The organism is Campylobacter concisus (assembly GCF_003048405.1).
Classification (GTDB): domain Bacteria; phylum Campylobacterota; class Campylobacteria; order Campylobacterales; family Campylobacteraceae; genus Campylobacter_A; species Campylobacter_A concisus_Q.
This window is the reverse complement of record NZ_PIQS01000005.1, coordinates 1-24,752: the sequence shown is the minus strand read 5'-3', so window position 1 is coordinate 24,752 and position 24,752 is coordinate 1. Positions and strand designations below refer to the sequence as shown.

Below are 24,752 nucleotides of genomic sequence, written 5' to 3'. Positions count from 1 at the left end.
AATCTAGGTAGAAATTTTGGAGCAAAGCCAGCCCCAAAATTTAAACCTAAAGCTAAGCTAGTATATCCTTTGGCTTTAGCTTGTTTAGCTTTTGTACTAGATCATCAAAGCTTGCTCCATTTTCGACCTCACGCCTGATAAATTCCTCAAAAAACTCACGTTTTATATCTTTATCGGTGTATGTCACGCTCTTTTTGGTGACTTGCATAGGCTTAAATTTCTCTTCTTCCATCTCTTCATCGCCATTTTCTCTAACTGGCGTAAGAGCGATATTTTGCAGCACATCGGCGATGCCCTCGCCCTTTTCATAACTTGTTTTTAGAAATTTTAAAAACTCATCTTTGCTATTTTTATCAGCGTAGCTTACACGGTGCAACATAGGCTGACCCAAGAATTCTATACGTTTTTTATCCGAGCTTTGCTCATAATTTAAAGCCCCGTCTTTAAAAGAAATTTTTACATTTGCGTGCTCGCCAAGTATCCTTTCGGCGGTAAATTCCAGCCATTTATCTTTAAACTCATCGATACTTAGATCAGAGTCTAGCAAATTTGTAGCCTCACGGCTTAGATAAAGAGCGCCAAAAGCATTGTTAGTTATTTTGTTATTTACGTTCATTTTGTGATTTTTGATGAACTCATCTACGCTAAAGCCGTTTTTCTCGCTAGTGATGATGGAGTTTAGTCGCCAAAGCTTCGTGCTATCAATGAAATTTTTAAGGCTAGAGATTTCATCTTTGCTCACCCCGCTATCAAGGCCATTTATCTTGCCCCAAATAGAAATTTTATCATTTGATGAGTAGCCAGAGAGCGGTAGATGCTTGATGTCTGCAGTTTTGGTGGGAATTTCTACTTTATTTAAATTTGCGTTTGTGGCTTGGCGCTTACTAAAAGCGTCTTGGTAGTTAAAGCTTTGATTAAATCCATTTAGTGCGTTTATCATGTCAAATCCTTTAACACAATATCGGCAAATGGATTTAAATTTTAAGTGGAATTATTTTTTATTGCGGTATTTTTCAAAAATGGCGATCATTTGGTATGAGTTTTGGGCGATTTTAAATTTATTTGGATTTTTGCCAAGTAGTTCTTCTCTTAAAGAGTCGATAAATTCCCTATCTTTTTTGCAAGCCTCAAAGCTTATTCGTCCCCTAAGTACGGCCATAAATATAATATCAGCAGTCGCATTTATCATCTCAAGCATTTTTTCTTCGCTCATTTTTTGTGGATTTTGCCCTTTTTAAAGCAAATATTATTCCTTTACGCTTACAAAATTTACTATTTTTACCTCTTGGCTCTCTTTGCAAGCCTCCAGCGTAGCTGCGTTTTTCATCATATGAGCGCTTTTCATATGCTCTTTTTGGCTTGCAAGATCTTCCCAGATCTCCATAAAGCAGTATTCGCTTTTAGTGCCCTCAACTGCGCCGCACTCGTAGCTTATGCAACCTTTGTCTTTTCTTGAAGCTGGCACGATCTCTTTTAAAATTTCTTCAAATTTTGCCTCACACTCAGCTTTTAACTTTACATTTACATAAAATCCAATCATCTGCCCATCCTTTAAAAATTTTTGGCTAAAATAGCGCAATTTAGACGCAAGTTTGCGTATTACATTACAAGGCCTTTAAACGATGAAATGATACAAAACCCTAAATTTATAATTTCTAAAACCAATCAAAAACAATAAATTTAACCAAAATCGGAGAGAAAATGAAAAGACGAGACTTTTTAAGATTAAGCGCATTAGGCGCGGCTAGCCTTCAAGCAAAAGAGCTTGGAAGCGCAGAGCAAGCGTTATTTGACAAACAAAGCGGACTAAGCGCAAATAAATTTGGCCCATTTTATGTAAAAACGATCGCAGGTCGCGTGGTTGAGACCGTACCATTTGAGGGCGATGCTTATCCAAACGAGCTAAATAACGCAGTCATTGACTACATCCAAAATGAGAGCAGAGTAAAGTATCCATTTGTTAGAAAGAGCTTTTTAGCCAATCCAAACAACCCAAAACCAGAGCTTCGTGGTAAAGAAGAATTTGTGCGTGTGAGCTGGGAAGAGGCTATAAAACTAAGTGCAAAAGTTTTAAAAGAAAATTTTGATAAATACGGCGCTGAAGCGATCTACGGACAGGTTTATCAGTGGGGTAGCCTTGGCAAAGTTGGCCACAGCCAAAAGACCGCAAAAAGGCTACTTAACGTGCTTGGTGGCTACGTAAATGAGCTAGGTGGCTACTCATACGGCGCAGCGACTGTCATCATGCCTCACGTCACTGGCTTTGTCGATCCTGCGCTAGCGCCAACAAAGTGGGAGGCGATCTTAAAAAACGCCAAAACGATCGTATTTTGGGGCACAAACCCAGTCGTTTCAAACAAGATCGCCATTGGCGTGCCGCTTCACAACTCATATAAATACTACGATGAGATCAGAAAAAAAAGGTGCAAGTGGCGAGATGAAAATTTATAGTGTTGACGTTTATCACAACGATAGCGCAAAGTACTTTGACTCAAAATACCTTGAAGTCGTGCCTTGCACCGATACAGCGATGATGATAGGTATGTGTAACTACCTTTTTGAAAAGGGACTTTACAGCAAAGAATTTATAGAAAAATACACAGTTGGCTTTGATAAATTTAAAGAGTACATGCTTGGCAAAACTGACGGGATCAATAAAAACCTAGCTTGGGCAAGTAAAATTTGTGGCGTTAGCGAGCAAGATCTTGCGAAATTTAGCGAAGATCTAGCTAAAAACGACTCAGTCATAGTTAGGTGGCTATGCCATACAAAGGCAAGATCACGGTGAGATGGCATACTGGGCGCTTGTGACGCTAAATGCGATGCTTGGACACATCGGCAAAGAGGGTTGTGGCTTTGTCACAAATGACGGCATGCACAAAAATGCTGATGAGAGCTTCATAGCGCCTAAACTAGCGGCGTTTGAGACGAAGGTACCTCAAAAATTTATTGATAGTGGGCTGGTACCAAAGACAAAGGGCTACGAAATGCCAAACTCAAGGCTAATAGACGCACTTCTTAAGCCAGGCAAAGAGATAACAAGAAATGGCAAGAGCTACAAGCTACCAAAGATCAGAGTGATGTTTAACGCCAACGGCTCGACTTTCACAAGGCATCCTGACGCAAATAGAGCGATAAAAGCTATGCGAAATGTCAATGCTATCATCACTTGCGAGCCATTTTGGACAAGTACAGCTAAATTTAGCGACATCGTCCTGCCAGCTGCACTTGAATATGAGAGAACGGACATCGAGATGGCAAATTCAACTAGCGAGTATCTATTTGCGATGAAGCCACTTGTTAAGCCATTTGGTGAGAGTAAGAGTGACTTCGAGATCGCAAGGCTGATCGCCAAAGAGTGGGGCAGGGAAGAGGCATTTAGCGAGGGTAAAAGCGAGCTAGAGTGGGTCAAGACAATATATGAAGATACCGTTAAAAAGTCTGCCGAGCTTGGGTATGAGAGCATGCCAAGCTTTGAGGAATTTTGGGAGAAGGGATATTTTAGATTTGACAAGGTCGATGAGAAAAAACGCTACTTTACAAACTATAAGAAATTCCGCGACGACCCAGTGGCAAATCCGCTAAAAACGCCATCTGGCAAGATAGAAATTTACTCTGAGACGGTTGCTGGCTTTGGCTATGATGACTGCCCACCGCATGCAACTTGGCTTGAGCCATTTGAGTGGCTTGGCGCAAAAAATAAAAAATATCCTATCGCAATTAGCGGCGCGCACTCTAAATTTAGACTTCACTCGCAGCTAAATAACTCTGTACTTCGCAACTTTAATGAGATCGCAGAGCGCGAGCCAGTGCTTATAAATCCAAAAACAGCCGAGGCTAGAGGAATAAAGATGGGCGACGTGGTGCGTGTGTTTAATGATAGGGGCGAAATTTTGTGCGGTGCCTTTGTGACTGAGGATGTGCCACAAAATGTCGTAATAGTAAGCGAAGGTGCGTGGTATGACCCTGAAAAACCGGGTGAAAAGAGCCTTTGCTTGCACGGAAATTTAAATGTGCTCACAAAAGACGTGCCATCAAGCAAGATGAGCCAGAGCAACACCGCTCACACAAGCCTTGTGAATGTCGAGAAATTTAAAGGCGTGCCAAAGCGCGTGACAGCATTTAATGCACCAAAGATCGGCATAATGCACGCATAAAATAGAAGCTATCCTTAAATGGATAGCTTCTAAGCTTTAAAAATTTTATTTATCTTAATAGCAATGAATTTTCACAAAGCTCTTCAATCTTTGAAATTTGCTCTTTAACTCTTGCTTTTAAGCCGTCAAGCATTGCTATTTTTAAAGTATAAATTTCATTAAAATCGCTCTTTATATCAAGCAAAATTTTATTTAAAAACGAGCTGTTTGAGCACATTAAAGCTTCAAATTCATAAAGGCTAAACGCATCAAGCATACGCTCATAGACGTCTTTTGCGCTTGGGATATAAAGTGGCGTATTCATCTGCAGATGCGATTCTAGCGTCTTTTCTATCTTTTGTTTTATAAAATAAACCGCGAGTTTGAGCGCATTTTCATAGTTTGAGGCTAGCTTTATATCAAGCTTTTCAAAAAACAAAGAGACCTTTTGTGTGGCCTTAAATTTAGCCGTTTCATACTCTCTTAAAAAATTTTCATATGTCCGTCCGGCATAGGTATTTATGGATTTTGTTTCGTAAGCCAAGGCTTGATCATCAAAGCTAGCGTAATTTTCATAGCGAGATTTGTATATTAAAAATTTATCCTCTAAATTTTTATAAAGCTCATTAAATGCTGAGGTTATTGCATTTTCTAGCTCTTTTAGATCTTTTTTGTAGCGTTTAAAAAATTTATTAAAAACCACATCTTCGTAGATAAGTTTTGAAAAGACTTCGTCGCTATCAAGACTTATTACCTCAAAATTTTCACGCTTATAAATTTCTTTGTTTAAAAGCGTCTTTGAAGCGTTAAATTTTGTCTTTGAAAATGGCTTAAGTAGCTTAAATACTTCATCGGCGGCAAGTTTTATAACTTCACTCATTTGACTATAACTTAAAGCGATCTTTGGCTTAAACTCCTCTTTTATCGCCTCCAGCCTCTCATCTAATGAGCCACTAAATTCATCTAAAATCAACTGCGCATTATCATAAATTTCTAGATGTTTTTCTTGCTCGTTGGTTAGGAGTTTTACGATCTTTTTTGCCCTTACTTTTATGAAATTTTCTTTAAAGCTCTTGTCTAAAAAGCACTCTTTAATAGCCTTTAGAGCTTCATTAAAATTTGAAGCTTCAAGTAGGTCTTTGTCATTATTTGTAATGCTAAGAAGAGCTTGCTTTGATGAGATAGCGATGATATCCTCAAAAAGCTCGCCATAAGTTTGCCTAGCGTGCTTTAGCAAACTTTCAAGCTCCTCCTCACTTAGTTTGTCTTTTTGGTTGATTAGGCAGATCGCTTTTAGATCATTGGCTTTTAAAATTTCTTTGATACTTTCAAGCTCACTTGCCTTTGCGGCGTTGTTTGCAAGGCTTAGCCATATAGCGCCACTAACCTTTTTTAGCGTATTTTTTGTCTCTTTTGTGTCAGCATCTCTTAGCGAGTTTAGGCCAGGAGTGTCGATGAAATTTATCTCTTTTAAAATCTCACTTGGCGCATAAAGCGTCATACCAGAAACTTGCTCGCCTAGCTTATTTAGCTCGGCTAGATCGCTACTTGCTAGTAGGCTCTCGTTACCATTTATAAATTTCACGCTTAGAAGTGGCATCTTTGCAAATTTTAGTCTCACAGCCTTTGCGGTGACTGGAGTTAGTCCTGATGGCAAGATATCTTGACCAATAAGTGCGTTTAAAAATGTTGATTTTCCACTTGAAAATTGACCGATAACAGCTATTAGCGGTGGCTCATTTAGAGTGTCTATTAGTAAATTTAAGCTCTCTTTTATTTGCTCGCTTATATGCAAGCTAGGATCGTTTAGATCATTTACGAGCCTAGCTAGCTCGCCCTTAAAATCATTTGTAAAGACCTTAAAATATCTCGCTTTGTAGGCATTTATAAACTCATTAAACATTTTTTATATCCTCTAAAAGTGAGTAAATTTCATCTTGCAAGGAGGTCTTTTGTTTAAGCTTTGAAATCGAGCTTTGATTTTGTAAATTTAGCTCATTAAGTTTTTCATTGAGCACTAAAAGCCTTTGGTTTAGAGTCTTTTTTTGGCTCATCTCATAAGCCTTTACTCGCTCTTTTAGCAGCTTTTTTTCATGTTCTGCTAGCGTCTCACAAAACTGCGATATGCTTTTATTGTTAAGTAAATTCTGTCTTAAACTTAAAAGCGCCTCATCTGGCTCATTTTTGCTTAAAATTTTAGCCTCAAACTCATCTAAAAGCTCGCTAAAATCAAGCTCTACGCCCATTTGCTTTAAAAAGTCATTTATACTAAAAACTTTATTTTCACTCACCTTAAAGCCATCAAAACTTAAAGCAATATTTTGCTCGCATGACTTTATCTGCACCAAAGTTTCATTTCTAGCCTCTCTCATGAGTGCCGCAACTCCGTCACAAAGTGTAGTTTTTGCTATTTGTGTAAGACGTTTTAGATTTAAATTTTCTCTTTTATTTTTGCAGTAAGTGATCTCGCTCTTAATCTTTTCATTTAGATTTTGAAGTAATGCTTCAAGACCCATTTTATAGATATTTTTTGCATTTTTATCATCGAGTTTTTTTAGCTCGCTTTCTAAAAGCCTTTCAAGTTTTGTGAAATTTTCATTAAGAGAATTTTTGATATTTGCTTGCTCGTTTTGCAAAGCTTCTAGCTCTAAAGTAAAGGCCTTAAGCTCTAAAATTTCAGCCTTTGTGGCTTCGAGTTTTATTTTTAAAATATTTTGCAATTCTTTTTGATATGAGCTTAAAATGAGAGCTGATTTTTTAGAATCTTTGCCAAAAAGCACATCGTAAAGATACTCTTTAAACTCCGGCACGCCACTATTTAAAGCGCCATCAAGATAAGCTTTCGCGCTAAGGGCAAAATAATCTATCTTAACATCATTTATCTGTTCGCCGATCGCCTTTTTTACGTAGTTAAGCGTTTCATTAATATCCTTTGGATTTAACTCGTCAGCGTGAGTTAGCACGATAGCAACTCTTACGATGTGCGAGTTTTCAAGGCATTTTTTCAAAAATAGTGCGTCTTTTTGCGTTGCACTTTGTGAGGCATTCATGAGATGAGCCAAAAGGTCGCACTCTTTCATAAAATTTGTAGTAATTTGCTCTCTTAAAACGATCGCATCATCTATGCCCGGAGTGTCTATAATGCAGACATTATCTCTTAAAAGCTCCAAGTCGTCGTAAAGCTCAACGCTTTTTACGAGATTTGCTGTTTTTGAGCTTGAAGATGTATAGTTTTTGATCTCATCTAGGCTGATCTCTACGCTACTAGCTGGTAAATTTTCGCTTAAAAGTCCAAGCTTTTCTAGCTCGTCTGGGCTATAAAAATTTACCTTTGCATGGCTATTTGATGCGTGCTTTAAGATGGTTAAATTTATGGTCTCAGGCACATTTGAAGCGCCAAGGACGGATTTATTTAAAAGCGCATTTAAAAGGGTTGATTTGCCAGAGTTTATGACGCCGCTTACTGCGATGTTAAAAAGCGTTTCATTTGATCTTTTCTTGGCATTTTTCAAAGCTAGTAAAAATTCTTTATCTTCACCAAGTATACTTGCTTTTTCATTTATCTCATTTAGAAAATCCAAGCTCTTGTGAAAATGATCTTTTGGCTTCGCATTAGAAATTTCAGCCTTATTTTGATTTGAGTTTTTGCTTATAAATTTTATTAAAAAATCAAATTTTTCATGGCTGATTATCTTTTCATCACATAGCTTTTGTAAGTAGATTGCGAGTTCATCGCTTGAAATTTTTGCTTCATTTAGTGCTTTTAGTGTGGCTAGCTGAGCACTTTGTATGCTAAAGATATCAAGTCCTACGCCTAGCTTTTTTAAGATAGTTCTAAACTCAGCAAGAGCCATAAACTCATCTAAATTTTTCTCATCACAAGATAAAAGAAGCGCCAGTAGATCTGGGTAAAAAGGTACGCTCGCATCAGTGTTGGCGTAAATTTTATTTAAATGCCAAGCGTGATTTAAAAACTCGTCCATTAAAGATTCTTTTTTTAAATTTTTTTAGATTTTATTACGTTTTTACTTACGAAGCTATCAAGATTTAGGCGCAAAATTTTATATTTTTTAAAAAGTTTAATTTAACTCAAGCTTTTTAAAGCTAACTCTTGGGTTTATATTTAGCTCGCTATGGCTTACAAACTCGCCTTTTAGGTACTTCTCACGTCCCGCTCTTGCTATCATTAAGGCGTTATCAGAGCAAAACTCAAGTGGAGCTAGCAAAAGCTCGCACTCGTTTTTTTGACAAAGCATCTCAAGTCTTTTTCGTAAATTTAGATTTGCACTTGCGCCACCAACTACACCAAAACGCTTAAAATTTCTTAAACAAAAGACCTTTTCAAGCTTGTTTAAAATATGCTCACAGGCAGTATTTTCAAATGCGTAGCAGATGTCAGCAATATCTTTTTGAGTGATACTTTCTAACTTAGAAATTTCAACTCTGACTTGGTTTTTAAGCCCTGAAAAACTATATTCAAGACGTTTATCGTGAAGAAGTGGAATGGTAAAATGAAACCTCTCTTTGTCTTTGCAAAGTAGGGCATTTTGCTGCACCACGGCACCGCCTGGATAACCAAGATCAAGCATTTTAGCAACCTTGTCAAAGCTCTCACCAAAGCTATCATCGCTAGTGCTTGCAAGCTCAGTGATTTCACCATTTTCGTCAATCTCTAGGATCATCGTATGCCCACCACTTACTAACAGTACGCCAAGTGAAAAGGTGGCTTCGCGATCTAAAAATAGTGAGTAAATGTGGCCAACTAAATGATTTACGGCAATTAGCGGGATATTAAGAGCCACGCTTAGCGCTTTTGCCATGCTGACGCCACCTATTAGGCTCACACTAAGACCTGGCTCATTTGTCACAGCGATTGCTTTTATATCTTTAAAATTTGGCAAGATATTCTCTAAAAGTGCTGGCAGTGCCTTTGTATGAAGTCTAGCTGCAAGCTCAGGAACCACGCCACCAAAGATAGCGTGCTCCTCTTCTTGAGAAATTTTTTTATAATAAATCTTCTCTAAAGTGTGTTCGTCTATGAGCGCAACCGAGCTATCGTCACAGCTACTTTCGATGCCAAGTATCATTTAAACTCCGCTAAGATCATGCCAGCAAATTTCTCTTTGCCATCTTCGTTTTTATAAAACTCGACTCTATAAATTTTGCCGTCTTTGTCGATGCTATAGCTTTTATTTAGGCTATTTTTAGCCACTTCTTGCTCACTCTCATCTATACTTTTTGTGCCGTATCCTATGACGTTTACGCGCACGTTTTTGAGTGATTTTATTTTAAAGCTCTTTTTCACGCTAAATTTATCGCCACTTTTTAATGTAAGCTCGCTGCCGTCACTTATTAGTAAAATTTCCTCAAGTGGCTTTGCAAACTCAAAATATTGTGGTTTTAATCTGGTAACAAAGCGGTTGCCGTATTGCACTTTGAAGCTACCATTTTCTTTTATAACGGCTATTAGCGGATTTGGTGAGCTGTAATTTAACTCGCCTTTTTTAAGCGGGACAAAATTTATTAAAGGCTTTAGATTTTTAAGGCTTATCGTGTATGAATTTTCAAGTTCAAGTCTAATCTCTTTTTCGATTGCCTTTTTTACGCTTTTAACATCAAGATTAAACGGCCTAGTAAAGCTAATGCCAGCCTTTTTCATATATTCTTCAATAGCGATTAGATGGTAATAAGTCCTTTGCTCAGCGTTTAAATTTTTACTAGCTTCGTTTGCAAAGGCTGATTTATTTTGCGTGATAGCATAGTAAGTTAGGCTTTTTAGCATCTCTTTGTCACCCATCGCAGTGTGCGTGTTTTTGATGTGATACTGGTGTTTTTGATCTATTAGATGCTTGTTTAGCACGTCTTTTACGCTTGAAGCAATGTTTTCAAGCTCTGGGTATTTTGAACCAGGAAGTGTGCTTTGATCAATGATGCAAGTATTGCCCCATTTATCTGGATTTTCGTCTTTGTTTATAAATTTATCTCTGTAATAGCCGCTTCCATCGTGCAAATTTAAGATGAGTGTGACGTTTTTGTCGGTTATGACGTCTTTTATCTTCATCACTGAATTATAGTCAGGATCGTTTTTATCAACATGGGCAAATTTTCTATTCATATCGCCTTTTGTGCCACGACTTCGCTCGATTATGCTTGGGAAATTTAAATTTGGCACGACCCAAAGCGAACCTTTTGTGATGTTGTAGTCGGTGGCCACGATAGAGGCTGCCAAAAAGCCACCCGGCTCATCGCCTTGAATACCACCGATTAATAACATCGTGTTTTCGCTTGGCTCACCTTTTTTGATGAGCGCATAGTCTAGAGTATTGGCTAAACTAGCAGCGGCAAAGGTTAGTAAAAAAAGTAAAAATTTACGCATTAATATCCTTCATAATGCTTTGTCTTTGGCAAAAGCAAATTTAAAACTATACCAGTAACCGCGCCAAGTCCGATACCTGAAAATTTAACCGCTCCAAGATCAAGTACCATGCCACCTATGGCAAAGATAAAGATGAGGGCTACGATTATCATGTTTCTAGGGTCTGCAAGATCGACTTTATTTTTTATAAGTGTCTCCATGCCAACGCTTGCGATGATGCCAAAAAGTAGCAGCATGATACCACCGATGACTGGGGCTGGGATAGTTGAGAGCACCGCTCCTAGCTTGCCAACAAAGGCTAGCACAATGGCAGTGATCGCCGCAAAGGTCATAATCGCTGGATTATAAGCCTTTGTAAGGCTAACTGCGCCGGTGACCTCTGAGTATGTAGTGTTTGGCGGGCCACCAAAAAAAGCAGCAAGCGAAGTGGCAAGTCCATCTCCAAGGAGCGTATTTTTAAGGCCTGGGTTTTTTAGAAAATCCTCTTTTGTGACATTTGAGATAGCAAGCATATCGCCTATGTGCTCGATCGCTGGAGCTATGGCGATAGGTATCATATAAATGATCGCTTCAAACTCAAATTTTGGTGTAGTGAAATTTGGCATTCTAAACCAAGGTGCATTAAAGATAGGGGTAAAATCAACCATGCCAAAGCAGTAAGCTACGATGTATCCGGTGATAATACCAAGCAAAATAGGTATAAGTCTAAACATGCCACGCCCAAGCATCATCACTAAAATAGTAGCCACTAACGAAATGCCAGCGACGATCATCGCCTCATTTTGTGTATAAATTTCAGTGGCTGATGTTGCCATTTTGACGGCATTTGGAGCAAGGATTAGGCCTATTGTCATGATGACCGGCCCAACGACAACTGGAGGCAAAATTTTATGCAAAATTTTCTCTCCGCCAAATCGGACCACGAGGCTTAAAACAACGTAGAAAAATCCAGCAAATATAACGCCCCCCATCGTCACGGCTATGCCCCATTTTTCGATACCGTACTGAAGTGGCGCGATAAAAGCAAAGGAGCTTGCTAAAAAAATAGGCGGAACATTTTTTCTAGTGATTAGCTGAAAAAGTAGCGTGCCAATACCAGCCGTAAAGAGAGCTACATTTGCATCTAGTCCCGTAAGTATCGGCACTAATACCAGTGCACCAAAGGCGACAAATAAAAACTGAACGCCGATTAAGCTTTGTTTGGGATCAAATTTATAACCCTCATACCTTTGCATTTAACATCCTTTTTGCGTAATTTCTAACTTCTTTATCAGCTTCAAAAATTTCATCAATATTTGAAATTTTAATATCTCTAAAATTTTTAACAGAACTTAAAACGAGCCTTGAGATATCCAAAAATGAACATTTTTGCTCTAAAAAGCTAAATACTCCAACCTCATTTGCAGCATTTATCGCTACACCTAGATCAGGGTTTGCTAGTACTTCATCTTTTAGCGAAAAAATGGGATATTTTTTAAGGCTGATTTTATGAAATTTAATGTTTTTTAGATCAAGTAAATTTGCGTGTGAGACAATATTTTCACTGACATTTTCAAACATAGCATGAGCGATAGCTAGCTTCATGTCAGGTCGCGAGAGGTGCATCGTGCTTGAGCCGTCTATAAATTCAACTACGGCGTGTATCGCAGAAGTTGGTTCTATCACAGCCTCGATCTCCTTTACGCCATAAAGCCAATAAGCCTCCATTACTTCAAAAAGCTTATTTGCCATCGTCGCACTATCAATAGTGATCTTTGCGCCCATGTCCCAGTTTGGGTGTTTTAGTGCGTCACTTGGCGTGGCGTCTTTTAGAAATTTGATCGGTTTTTTATAAAATGCGCCGCCACTTGCTGTGATGATGAGTCTTTTTGGTGCAGTTTTATTTTCAAGTAGAAATTTAAGCCCAAAGTGCTCGCTGTCTATTGGTAAAATTTCTCTAGTTTTTAGAAATTTGCCGCCAACAACAAGACTCTCTTTGTTTGCAAGCGCAAGCCTTTTGCCAAGAGCTTGTGTCTTTAGACTAGGAGCAAGGCCGGCAAAGCCAACAAGAGCGTTTATTACCTTTTTTGAGCTTGAAATTTCTAGCATTTGTAGTAGTCCAGTTTCGCCAAAAAATATATTTTTAGCTTCTATGTTTTTTACATTTTTAGCTAGCTTTTCATCGCCTACGCAGACAAATTTTGGCTTAAATTTTAAAATTTGCTCATTTAGTAAATCTACATTTTTAGCGCAGCTTAACGCCTCAACCTCTACGCCAAATTTTTCGCAAAGATTAAGGGCGTTTTTGCCGATTGAGCCAGTTGAGCCAAGTATTACCACGAGAGCGACCAAAGTAGGGCGACTACGCCAAATAAATAACCATCTATCCTATCAAGCATGCCACCGTGTCCTGGGAAGAGCGAACCACTATCTTTGACGCCGCAAAGTCTTTTTAAGTAGCTCTCAAACAAATCTCCCCAAACTGCAAACACGCAGACTAAAAAGCTTGAGAATAAAATTTGGAAAAAACCTTCGGTTACAAAATTTCCAACAATGCAGCCAATCACAGTACCTATCGCTACACCGCCTGCTGCACCTTCGATTGTTTTGTTTGGTGAGCTTGGGCTAAATGGATGTTTGCCAAACATTTTGCCAACAAAAAATGCACCACTATCGCTTGCAACTACGCTTAAAATAAGCCATACGAGATAGCCTACGCCATACTCTGAGTAAAGCATCCACATCATAAAGATCGGCGTGGTTGGATAGACAAAAGGTGCGACTAGCTTTAAATTTTCACTTTTTATGTGAGCTAGGATCGAAGCAACTAGCATGATAGCAAGGATCGCTATGAATATTGGATTTGTAAAATATGTAAGCACGTAAAAAGCAAGTGCGGCAAAAACTAACTGTTTGTGATCGATATTATAAAGCTTGAGCGACTCATTAAATGCAAAATAAAGCACAGCGCCGAGCAAGATAAAATTTAAAATATAATTATCAATAAAAAAAACTACCAAAATAGCAACAAACATCAAAACGCCAGTGATTATGCGAGATTGCATATCCTCTCCTTAAAATCGTTATTTCGCTGTAATTATAACACTTAAATTTTAGATGGCGTTTATAAGAGTAAAATTTGATTTAAAAAGCATTTTAAGCTGGTAATTTTGGGCTATTTTGGCGTTAGTAAAGATTTAAATTTGTTTTTTAAGCAAATAAATAAAGCAAGACCAAAATGATCCCAAGCAGCAACTTGCAATAAATATACGCAGTAGTGCTTTATGGCTTAAAATTTTAAAAATTATTTTCCTCAAAAAAGTCGGTGTCGATTTTGCAAATTTCATATATTTGGCTTGTTTGAACGCCGACTTTGTATTTTATCATTAGCTCTGCAAGCTTGTCGCCGTCTATCAAAACCACGCTAAAATTTTGATTATCTTTGGCGAAAATTTCAGCTTCTTTAGTAAATTTTGCCGTAGTGATAAAGACACCTTTTTTAGTATTTTTATTTGAGATGGCGCCGATAAACTGCTGAATCTCTGGCCTACGGATATTACTGCCGTCTTTGTATCTTTTTGCTTGGATATAAATTTTAGAAAGCCCAAGTTCATCTTCATCTATGATGCCATCTATTCCGCCGTCTGGGCCTTTGTTCGCAAGATTTCCAGCTCCATAATTCATCTTTTCAAGTAGCTTTGTTACAAGGTATTCAAAAAATCTTGGCTCTTTTTCTAAAATGCTAGATAAAATTTCACTTTTTAGCTCCTCTTTTATTTTGCAAAGCGCTTCATCTATATTGTCATCTGGGGTGTTTTCCGTGGCTTCTTTTTTCTCTTGCCTTATCTCTTGTTTGTAAATTTCATCGTACCAAGTGAGAAATTTGCTCTTTTTGTCCTTGCTACTTACTAACTCTTTGCCAAAATTTGGCTTCTACCAACTTTTTGAAGCAGCACTCTTTCTGGCCTTGATTTTACTTGAGCTGTTGTAGCCAGATAGGATAAAGCCCAGTCGGTACGATTTATATAAGTTGGAGTTCCTCTTTTTATTTTTTGCGAAAGATCTTCGTCTTTTAGCTTAAAATGCTCAATTATAAATTTAGAAATTTCAGCTCTATTTGCCTCTTTCTTTTGTGCGACAAATTCTAAAATAGGTAGCATCATATCTTTATAGCTTGGTAACATTTTATATCCTTAAATGAAGCAAATTTTGAAATTATATAAATTTTTTGGCTTAAAAGCTATAATCAAAACATGAGAAGCCTTGGCCTAACAAATTTTCTTTTAAAAAATATTAGCTTATTTGTAAACACCTTTGCTACGATATTTGCGCTAATTTTTTGTTTTGTTTCTGGTGTCGGAATCGTATTTATATTTATCGCATTTCCACTTGGTTATATAATGGGCGCACTCTTATCAATACCATTTTTGATATTTTTATTTTTCTTATTTGTATCTATTGATATCTTTTTATGCCTTTTGGCATCTTTTTGCAGTCTTTTTTAACAAATTTAGAAGTAAATTTGGGGCTTTTACAGCCCCTTTGCTACTTTATAGCAGCCATTTTTCTACGCATATAAGCTATGCGACTTTGAAGTGGTAAGTGTTTAGGGCAGTTGTCTTCACAGCCTAGTAAAGTCATACAGCCAAATACGCCGTCATCGTCGCCTATAAGCTCATAAAAGTCCTCATCGGTTCGTTTATCAAGCGCGTCGATTTTAAACCTAGCTACGCGGTTAAGTCCGACCGCACCGATGAAATCAGGCCTCATGATAGCCGTACCGCACGCAGCTACGCAGATACCGCACTCGATGCAGCGATCAAGCTCAAATACCTCTTGCGCAACTTCGGGCTCAACCTTTTCCTCAAGCTTAGATATATCGGTCTCATGGTCGGTGTGTATCCAGCTCTCCACGCGCTTACTCATCGCGTTCATCCAGTTGCCGGTGTCTACGCTTAAGTCTTTTAGTAACTTAAATACTGGCAAAGGCATAAGCTCAATTACTCCGCTTTCAAAATCTTTAGTAAGAGTTCTACAAGCTAATCTTGGCTTACCATTTACAAGCATGCCACAACTTCCACAGATTCCAGCACGACAAACAAAGTCAAAGCTAAGATCTGGGTCAAATTTCTCGCGAATCATATTTAATGCGATAAATAACGTCATACCATCAGTCTCTTCTAACTCGTAGGTCGCGAAATGCGGCTTTGAAATTTTGCTTAACGGATTATATTTAAATGCTTTTATGGTTATTTTTCTACTCATATCCTATTCCTGCTCTTTCGTTTGGTGCTTTATATTTTGGTTGAAGATCATAGTGCATTAAAGCCTCTTGAATTTCTTGTCTGCTTTTACCTTCAGCTTGCATTTTCTCACGAATTTCATCAACCTCTTTTTGGCGGATGGCGCTATCTGGATGCTCAATAATATTACCTTTCGCACCATAGCCTCTAAATGCTGGTGGCATCTCCATTTTCATAATATCAAGCGGCTCATACACGATAGTCGGTAGCGTATCGCCCTCTTTCCAGCTAGTTAGAGTTCTGTTTAGCCAGTTTAGGTCGTCGCGTTTCGGATAGTCTTCGCGGCAGTGCGCTCCGCGGCTTTCTGTGCGATCAAGCGCGCCTTTTGCGATACAAAGGGCAAGCTTTAGCATCTTTGGTACGCGGTAAGCCTCCTCAAGCTCAGGGTTGCCAAATAGCGCCTTGTTTGTGACTTTGACATCTAAAGATTGCTTATAAAGCTCTTCAAGCTCTTTTACCGCTACGGCTAGACCTTCGCCGGTTCTAAAGATCGCCACATGCTCCCACATGATATCTTTCATCTTATTTTTGATCTCAAATACGTTAAATTTGCCCTCTTTTTCTACTAGGCTTTTTAGATAGTCTTCCTCTTTTTTAACGAATTTTTCGATATCTGCGGTATTTATATCTATCTCATGGCTGCCGCAGTAGTCGGCAAAATAGTCCCCAACGATCATGCCGGCTACGACTGTTTCTGAAACGGAGTTGCCGCCTAGGCGGTTAAATCCGTGCATATCCCAGCACGCAGCCTCGCCCGCGCTAAATAGACCCGCTAGCGTCGGACTCTCGCCTGTAGGCTTTGTCTTGATGCCGCCCATAGAGTAGTGCTGCATAGGAAGGATCGGCGCCCAGCCTTTACCGCGTTGGCGACCGTTTTCGTCGGTATATACTTCGGTGTCGGCAGGATCGATGCCGTTAAAGATTTCGCAAATTTCTTGAACGTCGCGTAAGTTTTTCTCGATATGCTCACGTCCTAGGATCGAGATATCAAGCCAAACGTGATATCCGTATGGGCTAGGTACGCCCTTGCCTGCGCGGATATGCTCCATGATGCGGCGGCTTACGACGTCGCGGCTAGCTAGCTCTTTTTTCTCAGGCTCGTAGTCGGGCATAAAGCGATATCCGTCCACGTCGCGTAAAATTCCGCCGTCGCCGCGGCAACCTTCTGTTAGCAAGATACCGCTTGGAACGATCGGAGTTGGGTGAAACTGCACCGCTTCCATATTTCCTAGTTGCGCAACTCCCGTCTCAAGAGCGATGGCCGCGCCGATACCCTCGCAAACTACGGCGTTTGTAGTGTGTTTATAAACCCTACCATAGCCACCGGTTGCGATTAGTGTGCCTTTTGCGACGTAAGCCGTGATCTCGCCGTTAACTAGATCGCGAACGATCGCACCATAACAGCGGTTGTTTGCGTGGATTAGCGCGATAGCTTCTTTTCTATCGTGAATTTCTACGTTGTGCTTTAGAGCTTCGTTTGCTACGGCAAAAAGCATAGTGTGACCGGTGGCGTCGGCCGTAAAGCATGTTCTCCATTTTTTAGTTCCGCCAAAGTCGCGAGAGTGGATGAGTCCGTGGACCTCTTCTTTTTCTACGATAGTCGTTTTTTGAGCGTTGATGATAGCGCTTCTCTCGCCTTTTGTTATACGAGTCCAAGGCACGCCCCAAGCAGCTAGCTCGCGGATCGCCTTAGGCGCGGTTTGACAAAACATACGCGCTACTTGCTGATCGCAGCCCCAGTCGCTACCTTTTACCGTGTCGGCAAAGTGTACGTCCTCGTTGTCGCCTTCGCTCATTTTTGAATTTCCCAAAGAGGCTTGCATACCGCCTTGCGCAGCCGCAGAGTGCGAGCGCTTTACAGGTATGAGACTTAAAACGACGGTGCTTAAGCCCTTTTCTCCAGCAGCCACAGCAGCTCTAAGACCAGCTAGACCGCCTCCGATAACTAATGCATCATAATATTTTACATTCATCTTCTAGCTCCTTTTTAATGGCTGATCCACACGAAATCGGCAATTAGCGCAATTATAGCAAGTATGCCATAAACGGCAAATACAATTGTTTTTGCCTTATTTCTTTTGGCAAACATTTCGTGCTTATTTGCACCATCAATGCTTATCCATTTGACATACAAGCGGTACATACCGATACTAGCGTGAACGACCATAAAAACAAGTAGTGCGAAGTAGAAAATTTCTAGTTGATGAAATGCAGCCGCTGATTTGTCGGCAGTGATGTGTCCGCCAAAGACTATATCCACTAGATGTGCGCTGGCTGCGAAAAATAGAGCAAAACCGGTTAAAAACTGAAACCACCAAAGCGTAGTATCAAGGTGCTTCATGCGGTCTTTGTGGCCTCTAAACATTAGATATTGTCTGTAGTTTGCTGGAAATTTTCTCATAGCTAAAAATGCATGAGCGATAAAAATGGCAAATATTACCGCAGCTATGACGTTAGTAATCCACCAAGTAGCCTCGCCGAATAAAAATTTAGCCTCCGCAAACCCTACGACAGCGTTAAATGCGTCTTTGCCAAGTAGTATAGTAGAAGTAAAAACCATATGACACAATATAAAACAGGCCAAAATAAACCCTGTAATACTTTGCCATCTATCCCAAGCGGCTGGAGTGCGACTTTTTTTGTCGTCCGACCGTTTTCCCAAAAAACCTTCTATAAGCCCGGTCATGAGCCCTCCTAAGAAATTTGAAATAAATTATCATTTCTTAATACTAATTTAAATATTAGTATTAATTGATAAAGCTAATGCTAGCAGATTTTTACTTTAATATTTTTTAAACACTTATATTAGAGCTTTGAAAATTTTTTATAAAGCATGGCATAAATAAAAATTCCAAAACCACACATGATAAGTGATAAAATTTGACCCATTGAAAGACTAAAAATAATAAATCCAAGCCCTGAGTCAGGCTCTCTAAAAAACTCGCAAATAAATCTTGCAAAAGTGTATAAAATAGCATAAAGCGCTATCAGCTCGCCATTAAATTTCTTAAATTTTCTATATAAAAATAAAATAATAAAAATAACTAAACCTTCTAAGAATGCCTCGTAAAGCTGGCTAGGATGCCTTAGCTGACCAAAAACATTTATCGCCCAAGACACATCTGTAACTCGTCCAAAAAGCTCTTGATTTAAGAAATTTCCTATCCTGCCAAATGTATAGCCAAAAGGTATGCAAACGGCACAAAGATCAAGTAGCTGCCATAAATTTTGTTTGTACCTTTTACAAAATAGATATGTTGCAAGCAAAAAGCCAACTACTGCTCCGTGGTAACTCATGCCACGAATTCCTATAAATTCGCCGTTATGAAATGGATTAAAAATTTGCCAAGGTTGTGTCAAGTAGTAGCTTACTTCGCCTGAATAGACTAAAACCCAGCCGAGCCTAGCGCCTAAAATAACGCCTATTTCAACCCAGAAAAAGTAGTTATCCAAAAGCTGATTTGAGATTGGGATTTTATCTTTTTTAACGAGATATTTTGCCATGGCAAGTGCCAAAACAAGGGCTAAAATATACATAAGCCCGTACCAGTGCACACTAAAGCCAAAAAGACTAAAGGCAACTGGGTTAAAGTGGTTATAAATGTCGTTCCAAATTTCCATTTTTACTTTCTTTTTAAAATTTTTGCGATTTTACAATGATTTAGCTTTGATGAGCGAATAAGCTCTTGCTACTAAGTGCAAGGGCTAAAAATTTAAACTCGGTCGCTTTAAATTCTTTGCAAAATTTAAATAGCTCTGCAAACTCAGCCTCGTTTAAATTTATGCTCCAGATCGCTCCAGAGTCATTAAATTCCCTTTCAAACTCGCTTAAATTTTTAGTAGAAAAATAGTGCTCAAAGCGGCTCATGAGCGAAAACGGCGTAAAAAATTTAGACTCATCTTTTATCTCAAATTTCATCACGCCACCATCTTTTATCGCCTCGTTTATCACTTCATTTACGGCTCCTGAGTAGGCTCTGACTAACCCTCCAGTGCCAAGCTTTATCCCGCCAAAGTAGCGAACTATCAAGACGCCAACGTTTATGAGCTGGGCGCCCCTTAGCGCATTTAGGCTCGGCTGGCCGCTAGTGCCCTTTGGCTCGCCATCATCGCTTTGATTTTCGACAATTTGGCCGTATTTGTTTAGCTCTCTTGTCGCCCAAACTACGTGAACAGCCTTAAAATGTTCCTCTTTTAGGTGTTCGTGCAAGCTTTTAAACGAGCTTATCGGGCACAAAAATGCTAAGAAATTTGACTTTTTTATATCAAGCTGAGCTTTAAAAATCCTATCAATCGTCTGCAAATTTGCTCTTTTCTTTAAATTTTAAAATATTATCATTTTGCTAATTAAAGCCTTGTAAATTCAGACAAATTTATATTATTAAGGAAAAAATAGTAGAATTTTGCAATTTTTCATGAAGGACTAAAATGATACAAACTTGCCTATTTCCAGCGGCTGGATACGGAACGAGGTTTTTGCCAGCTACAAAATCGCTCCCAAAAGAGATGTTGCCGATACTTACAAAACCGCTCATTCACTACGGCGTTGATGAGGCGCTTGAGGCCGGCATGGATAATATGGCATTTGTCACAGGACGCGGAAAAAGGGCGCTTGAGGACTATTTTGACATCAGCTATGAGCTAGAAAAAGAGATCGCTGGCAGCTCTAAAGAGTCACTGCTAAGCGAAGTTAGAAATTTAATGAGCTCATGCACATTTTCATTTACTAGGCAAAATGCCATGAAAGGGCTTGGACATGCCATTTATACGGGCAAAACGCTAGTTCGAGACGAGGCTTTTGGGGTCATTTTGGCAGATGATCTATGCATAAATGAAAACGGCGAGGGTGTGCTTTCACAGATGGTTAAAATTTATGAAAAGTATCGCTGCAGTGTAGTTGCTGTGATGGAAGTGCCAAAAGAGCAGACCAAGTCTTACGGCGTTGTAAGTGGTAGATTTATAGAAGATGATCTAATAATGGTTGATGATATGGTTGAAAAGCCTGATCCTGCCGAGGCTCCGACAAATTTAGCGATAATTGGTCGCTACATCCTAACGCCAGATATTTTTAACATTTTAGAGCGAACAAAACCAGGTAAAAACGGTGAAATTCAGATCACAGACGCGCTAAAAATGCAGGCAAAAGATGGCATGGTGCTAGCTTATAAATTTAAAGGCAAAAGGTTTGATTGCGGTAGCATTGATGGCTTTGTCGAGGCTACAAATTTCTTTTACGAGCGCAGTAAATGATAGAAACTTCATTTAAATTTAACTTTGCAAGTAGCGATGTCATCGACTCCTACGCCAAACGCATAAACGATGAGTACGAAAGCGGCGAGATAGGCTACTACCACCTGCCAGTGCTTGGGCAAAATTTACTTGGCGAGATCGAGGAGTATGAAAAAGGCCTTGCTCATATCAAAAACGTCGTGCTAGTTGGCATTGGCGGCAGTAGTCTTGGTGTAAAGGCGCTAAAATCGATGCTTGATGGCACAAAAGGGATAAAAAGAGAGCTTTTATTTTTAGATAACGTCGATCCTTGCAGCTACAAAAGCACGCTTGACGGGCTAAATTTTGACGAGACACTTTTTATAATAAGCTCAAAATCAGGCAACACGATCGAGACGATCACTATTTTTAAGTGCTTGCTTGATGACTTTAAACCTCAAAATTTAGGCAAAAATTTCCTCATCATCACAGATCCTGGCACAAATTTAGAAAATTTCGCTAAAGAAAATGGCATTAAATTTTTTAACATCCCAAAAAATGTTGGCGGAAGATTTAGCGTGCTAAGTGCGATCGGTCTTGTGCCTCTTGGTATCTGTGGCTACGATATAAAGGCACTTTTGGAGGGCGCGCTTGCTTGCAAAAAGCAATACATCGAGCAAAAAGATAGCTTAATAGTCGCTAAAGCCTACCACTACGCCACTAGCAGAAATGCCAGTATAAATGTCATTTTTAGCTATTGCGATAGATTTTTTGAATTTAACGACTGGTACGTGCAGCTTTGGGCGGAGAGTCTTGGTAAAAAAAGAGGCTATAAAAGGGTCGGCCTTACGCCAGTTGGACTTGTCGGCAGCCGCGATCAGCACAGCTTTTTGCAGCTTATCATGGACGGCGTAAAAGATAAGAGTGTGACATTTATAAAGATAAAAGATCACGCAAGCGACAAGACTATTCCAAACTTTAGTCTAAAAGGGCTTGAAGAGTGCGATTTTGTAGCAGGTCTAAGCCTAAATGAGCTTATAAATTTGCAGTGCGACGCGACTGCTATGGCGCTGGTGCAAGAGGGCATAAGTGTCGATACGATCACACTTGAGAGGCTTGATGAGTTTCACGCTGGCTGGCTCATTTTTTACTATGAGCTGCTAACCTCGGCAACTGGCATCATGCTAGGCATCAACACCTATGATCAGCCAGGCGTTGAGATAGGAAAACGTATCCTAAAAACCATGCTTTTAAAGTAAGAAATGAAGAAATTTCTGCTTTTGGCTCTTTTTGCCACACAAATTTTTGCCTTTTCGGCGAGCAAATTTGTAAATGACGCTAGGTCGCAGATCGGTGTGACGCTAAGTTACGATCCAAGCTACGAAAGACTTGCCTATCCTATGGGTGACGTGGATATCAAAAAGGGCGTTTGCACCGACGTTGTGGTAAGGGCGCTACGTCATCAAGAGATGGATCTGCAAAGACTTGTTTTTGAAGATATGAGTAGAAATTTCGCAAGCTATCCTAAAAAGTGGGGACTTAAAAAGGCTGATAAAAACATCGATCACAGGCGTGTTTTAAACATTGCTACCTATCTAAAAAGGAAAGGTTTTGAGGTGAGTGATGATAAATTTCTGCCAGGGGATATCGTCACATGGATGCTGCCAAGAAATCTGCCTCACATCGGTGTGATCTCAGATAAATTTGAAGGCCAAATACCGCTTGTCATCCACAATATCGGCTCTGGTGTGCAAGAAGAAAATATACTTTATAACTACAAGATCACGGGGCATTTTAGACTAAAGTAGCAAATGGCTTTTTAATCAAATTTTAGGCAAAATCGCAAAAAATAAATTCAAGGAAAAATAATGTTAGAAGTTAGGGGACTTACTCAAAGATTTGCAAGCAGTTTGCTATTTGAGGATGTAAATTTAAAGCTAAATCGTCACAACAGATACGGACTAATCGGTGCAAATGGCGCTGGTAAATCGACATTTTTAAAAATTTTAAGCGGAGCTATCGAGCCAACTAGCGGCGAGATCATCATAGAAAATGGACTAAAAGTTGGCGTGCTTGGGCAAGATCAGTTTGCGTTTGAAAATTTCACGCTAAAAGATGCGGTGCTTTATGGCAACAAACGCCTATATGACGCTGTTAAAGAGAAAGAAAAGCTCTATATGAGCGAGGAATTTACAGATGAGATAAACGATCGCTTAAGTGAGCTTGAGATGATAAGCGCCGAGGAAGATCCAAGCTACGAGTACGAGACTAGGATAGAAAAAATTTTAAGCTCGCTTGGACTAAATGAATTTGATAAGCTAATGAGCGAGGTCGAAAACTCAGATAAAGTTAAGGTTTTGCTAGCGCAGGTACTATTTCCAAAGCCAGATATCTTGTTCTTAGACGAGCCGACAAACAATCTTGATATAGACGCGATCGCATGGCTAGAAAACGAGCTAAACCGCCATGAGGGCACGCTTGTAGTCATCAGCCATGATAGGCACTTTTTAAATAGAGTTTGTACAAACATTTTGGATGTGGATTTTAAGAAAATTCGCGAGTTTTCAGGCAACTACGACGACTGGTATATGGCTGCAAATTTGATCGCAAAGCAACATGAGATGGAGCGTGATAAGAAGCTAAAAGAGAAAGAGGAGCTGGAGAAATTTATCGCGAGATTTTCAGCAAATGCAAGCAAGGCAAAGCAGGCAACCTCTCGTGCAAAGCAGCTTGAAAAGCTAGATATCGCTGAGATCGCAGTCTCAAGCAGGCGTGATCCTAGCATTCTATTTCGTGCAAACCGCGAGATAGGAAATGAGCTAATAGAGCTAAAGAACATTAGTAAGAAATTTGATGATAAGGTGATATTTGAAAACTTTAACTTTAAGCTTGAAAAGGGCGACAAGCTAGCCATCATCGGCCACAACGGCGTTGGCAAGAGTACGCTTTGTAAGATCATAATGGGCGAACTAAAGCCTGATGCGGGCGAGGTACATATAGGCGCTACCATCGAGCTAGGATATTTTGCGCAAGATACGGTAAATAAGATAGATGGCGAGCTAAAGCTTTATGAATATTTGCAAGATGCCAAAAACAAGGACATCGACGAGATCAGAAAGTGTCTTGGTAGGATGCTCTTTAGTGGCGCTGAGCAAGAAAAGGCAGTGGGCGCGCTAAGTGGTGGCGAAAAACACCGAGTAAGGCTAGCTCAGCTCATGCTTCATAGACCAAATTTACTTGTCATGGATGAGCCAAATAACCACCTCGATCTTGAGGCTATCATCGCACTTGGTGAGGCATTTTATAACTTTAATGGCTCAGTTATCTGCGTGAGCCACGACAGGGAGCTAATAGACGCCTTTGCAAATAGAATTTTACATCTAAAAGGCAATGGCGAAGTGGTTGATTTTAAAGGCACATACGAAGAGTATAGAGCAAATTTGGGGCTTGAGAGCTAAAATTTGTTATTCCTTGCTCCTGATTGTAGGGGCAAGATTAAAATTTATATTTACTACAAATTCTTGCAAATATTAATCTAATTATACAAATTAAAAATAGCTTATAAAAATTATTAAGGTCCAATAAAAAGACTTTATAAGTAAAAAAGAAAAATTATTAAGAATTTTCTAAAGTATTAGTAAGATTTGTAAAATAAAATTTATTAAATAATATTTTTATGATGCTTAGTTTAAGGGCTCTACTTAAAAATTTAATAAATTTACTTTACAATATGGTGATATTTACTTAGTT

Annotated in this window: 21 protein-coding genes and 1 pseudogene; 5 read left to right on the top strand and 17 right to left on the bottom strand. The window is 39.3% G+C overall.

The genetic code is table 11. The features are described 5' to 3' along the window. Positions 1 to 52: 52 nt before the first annotated feature. Genes CVT18_RS08695 through CVT18_RS08685 form a run of 3 tightly spaced genes read right to left on the bottom strand, consistent with a single transcriptional unit; the run spans position 53 to position 1,540 of the window. The gene (locus CVT18_RS08695; protein ID WP_103629480.1) at positions 53 to 940 is read right to left on the bottom strand and encodes a hypothetical protein; all 888 of its coding nucleotides are present in this window, start codon (positions 938 to 940) and stop codon (positions 53 to 55) included. Between the two features lie 51 nt (positions 941 to 991). Continuing rightward, complete coding sequence (locus tag CVT18_RS08690) at positions 992 to 1,213, bottom strand: nicotinate phosphoribosyltransferase (RefSeq protein ID WP_103629481.1); 222 nt, start codon at positions 1,211 to 1,213, stop codon at positions 992 to 994. A 33-nt stretch (positions 1,214 to 1,246) separates the two neighbouring features. After that, positions 1,247 to 1,540, bottom strand: coding sequence for a putative quinol monooxygenase (locus tag CVT18_RS08685; RefSeq protein ID WP_103629482.1), 294 nt, complete (start codon positions 1,538 to 1,540; stop codon positions 1,247 to 1,249). A gap of 161 nt (positions 1,541 to 1,701) precedes the next feature. On the opposite strand from CVT18_RS08685, the pseudogene CVT18_RS10740 reads away from it, so the two are divergent. Further along, positions 1,702 to 4,157: pseudogene (locus CVT18_RS10740) on the top strand (molybdopterin-dependent oxidoreductase). A 49-nt stretch (positions 4,158 to 4,206) separates the two neighbouring features. On the opposite strand, the gene CVT18_RS08675 reads toward CVT18_RS10740, so the two are convergent. From CVT18_RS08675 to CVT18_RS08610, 14 genes are all read right to left on the bottom strand, one after another. Next, positions 4,207 to 6,039, bottom strand: a complete 1,833-nt coding sequence (locus CVT18_RS08675; protein WP_107824451.1) for a dynamin family protein — start codon at positions 6,037 to 6,039, stop codon at positions 4,207 to 4,209. Further along, entirely contained in the window at positions 6,032 to 8,119 is a 2,088-nt protein-coding gene (locus CVT18_RS08670) for a dynamin family protein (protein ID WP_107824450.1), read from the bottom strand. The genes CVT18_RS08675 and CVT18_RS08670 overlap by 8 nt, the downstream gene beginning before the upstream one ends. Before the next feature lie 96 nt (positions 8,120 to 8,215). Continuing rightward, positions 8,216 to 9,223 carry a tRNA (adenosine(37)-N6)-threonylcarbamoyltransferase complex transferase subunit TsaD gene (gene tsaD / locus CVT18_RS08665; protein WP_103629485.1) on the bottom strand — a complete coding sequence of 336 codons (1,008 nt, stop codon included), beginning with the start codon at positions 9,221 to 9,223 and terminating at the stop codon, positions 8,216 to 8,218. Continuing rightward, on the bottom strand, positions 9,220 to 10,512 hold the full coding sequence (locus CVT18_RS08660) for a M99 family carboxypeptidase catalytic domain-containing protein (RefSeq protein WP_103629486.1): 1,293 nt from the start codon (positions 10,510 to 10,512) through the stop codon (positions 9,220 to 9,222). The genes tsaD and CVT18_RS08660 overlap by 4 nt, the downstream gene beginning before the upstream one ends. After that, positions 10,512 to 11,747 carry a uracil-xanthine permease family protein gene (locus CVT18_RS08655; RefSeq protein WP_103629487.1) on the bottom strand — a complete coding sequence of 412 codons (1,236 nt, stop codon included), beginning with the start codon at positions 11,745 to 11,747 and terminating at the stop codon, positions 10,512 to 10,514. The genes CVT18_RS08660 and CVT18_RS08655 overlap by 1 nt, the downstream gene beginning before the upstream one ends. Beyond that, on the bottom strand, positions 11,734 to 12,843 hold the full coding sequence (dxr, locus tag CVT18_RS08650; RefSeq protein WP_103629488.1) for a 1-deoxy-D-xylulose-5-phosphate reductoisomerase: 1,110 nt from the start codon (positions 12,841 to 12,843) through the stop codon (positions 11,734 to 11,736). The genes CVT18_RS08655 and dxr overlap by 14 nt, the downstream gene beginning before the upstream one ends. Further along, positions 12,825 to 13,556, bottom strand: a complete 732-nt coding sequence (locus CVT18_RS08645; RefSeq protein ID WP_084041191.1) for a phosphatidate cytidylyltransferase — start codon at positions 13,554 to 13,556, stop codon at positions 12,825 to 12,827. Before CVT18_RS08645 ends, dxr begins: the two co-directional genes overlap by 19 nt. Positions 13,557 to 13,788: 232 nt before the next feature. Beyond that, positions 13,789 to 14,175 carry a restriction endonuclease gene (locus tag CVT18_RS10335; RefSeq protein ID WP_234410321.1) on the bottom strand — a complete coding sequence of 129 codons (387 nt, stop codon included), beginning with the start codon at positions 14,173 to 14,175 and terminating at the stop codon, positions 13,789 to 13,791. Positions 14,176 to 14,399: 224 nt separating this feature from the next. Then, positions 14,400 to 14,675 carry a winged helix-turn-helix domain-containing protein gene (locus CVT18_RS10330; RefSeq protein ID WP_180999697.1) on the bottom strand — a complete coding sequence of 92 codons (276 nt, stop codon included), beginning with the start codon at positions 14,673 to 14,675 and terminating at the stop codon, positions 14,400 to 14,402. 361 nt (positions 14,676 to 15,036) lie between these two features. After that, complete coding sequence (locus CVT18_RS08630; protein WP_103604881.1) at positions 15,037 to 15,756, bottom strand: fumarate reductase iron-sulfur subunit; 720 nt, start codon at positions 15,754 to 15,756, stop codon at positions 15,037 to 15,039. After that, complete coding sequence (locus CVT18_RS08625; protein ID WP_072595155.1) at positions 15,749 to 17,767, bottom strand: fumarate reductase flavoprotein subunit; 2,019 nt, start codon at positions 17,765 to 17,767, stop codon at positions 15,749 to 15,751. Before CVT18_RS08625 ends, CVT18_RS08630 begins: the two co-directional genes overlap by 8 nt. Positions 17,768 to 17,781: 14 nt before the next feature. Next, entirely contained in the window at positions 17,782 to 18,480 is a 699-nt protein-coding gene (locus CVT18_RS08620; protein ID WP_021091688.1) for a fumarate reductase cytochrome b subunit, read from the bottom strand. A 119-nt stretch (positions 18,481 to 18,599) separates the two neighbouring features. Then, entirely contained in the window at positions 18,600 to 19,415 is an 816-nt protein-coding gene (gene lgt, locus CVT18_RS08615; protein WP_107824449.1) for a prolipoprotein diacylglyceryl transferase, read from the bottom strand. 40 nt (positions 19,416 to 19,455) lie between these two features. Next, entirely contained in the window at positions 19,456 to 20,097 is a 642-nt protein-coding gene (locus CVT18_RS08610) for an IMPACT family protein (protein ID WP_103629491.1), read from the bottom strand. Between the two features lie 125 nt (positions 20,098 to 20,222). Here CVT18_RS08610 and galU point away from each other — a divergent pair, with 125 nt between their 5' ends. Genes galU through abc-f form a run of 4 tightly spaced genes read left to right on the top strand, consistent with a single transcriptional unit; the run spans position 20,223 to position 24,460 of the window. Continuing rightward, entirely contained in the window at positions 20,223 to 21,044 is an 822-nt protein-coding gene (gene galU, locus CVT18_RS08605) for a UTP--glucose-1-phosphate uridylyltransferase GalU (protein WP_103629492.1), read from the top strand. Next, positions 21,041 to 22,261 (top strand): glucose-6-phosphate isomerase, encoded by a 1,221-nt coding sequence (locus tag CVT18_RS08600; protein ID WP_103629493.1) that lies wholly within the window; start codon positions 21,041 to 21,043, stop codon positions 22,259 to 22,261. Before galU ends, CVT18_RS08600 begins: the two co-directional genes overlap by 4 nt. 3 nt (positions 22,262 to 22,264) lie before the next feature. Next, positions 22,265 to 22,810 carry a DUF1287 domain-containing protein gene (locus tag CVT18_RS08595; RefSeq protein ID WP_103629494.1) on the top strand — a complete coding sequence of 182 codons (546 nt, stop codon included), beginning with the start codon at positions 22,265 to 22,267 and terminating at the stop codon, positions 22,808 to 22,810. A gap of 60 nt (positions 22,811 to 22,870) precedes the next feature. After that, positions 22,871 to 24,460, top strand: coding sequence for a ribosomal protection-like ABC-F family protein (gene abc-f / locus CVT18_RS08590; protein ID WP_103629495.1), 1,590 nt, complete (start codon positions 22,871 to 22,873; stop codon positions 24,458 to 24,460). Positions 24,461 to 24,752 lie beyond the last annotated feature (292 nt).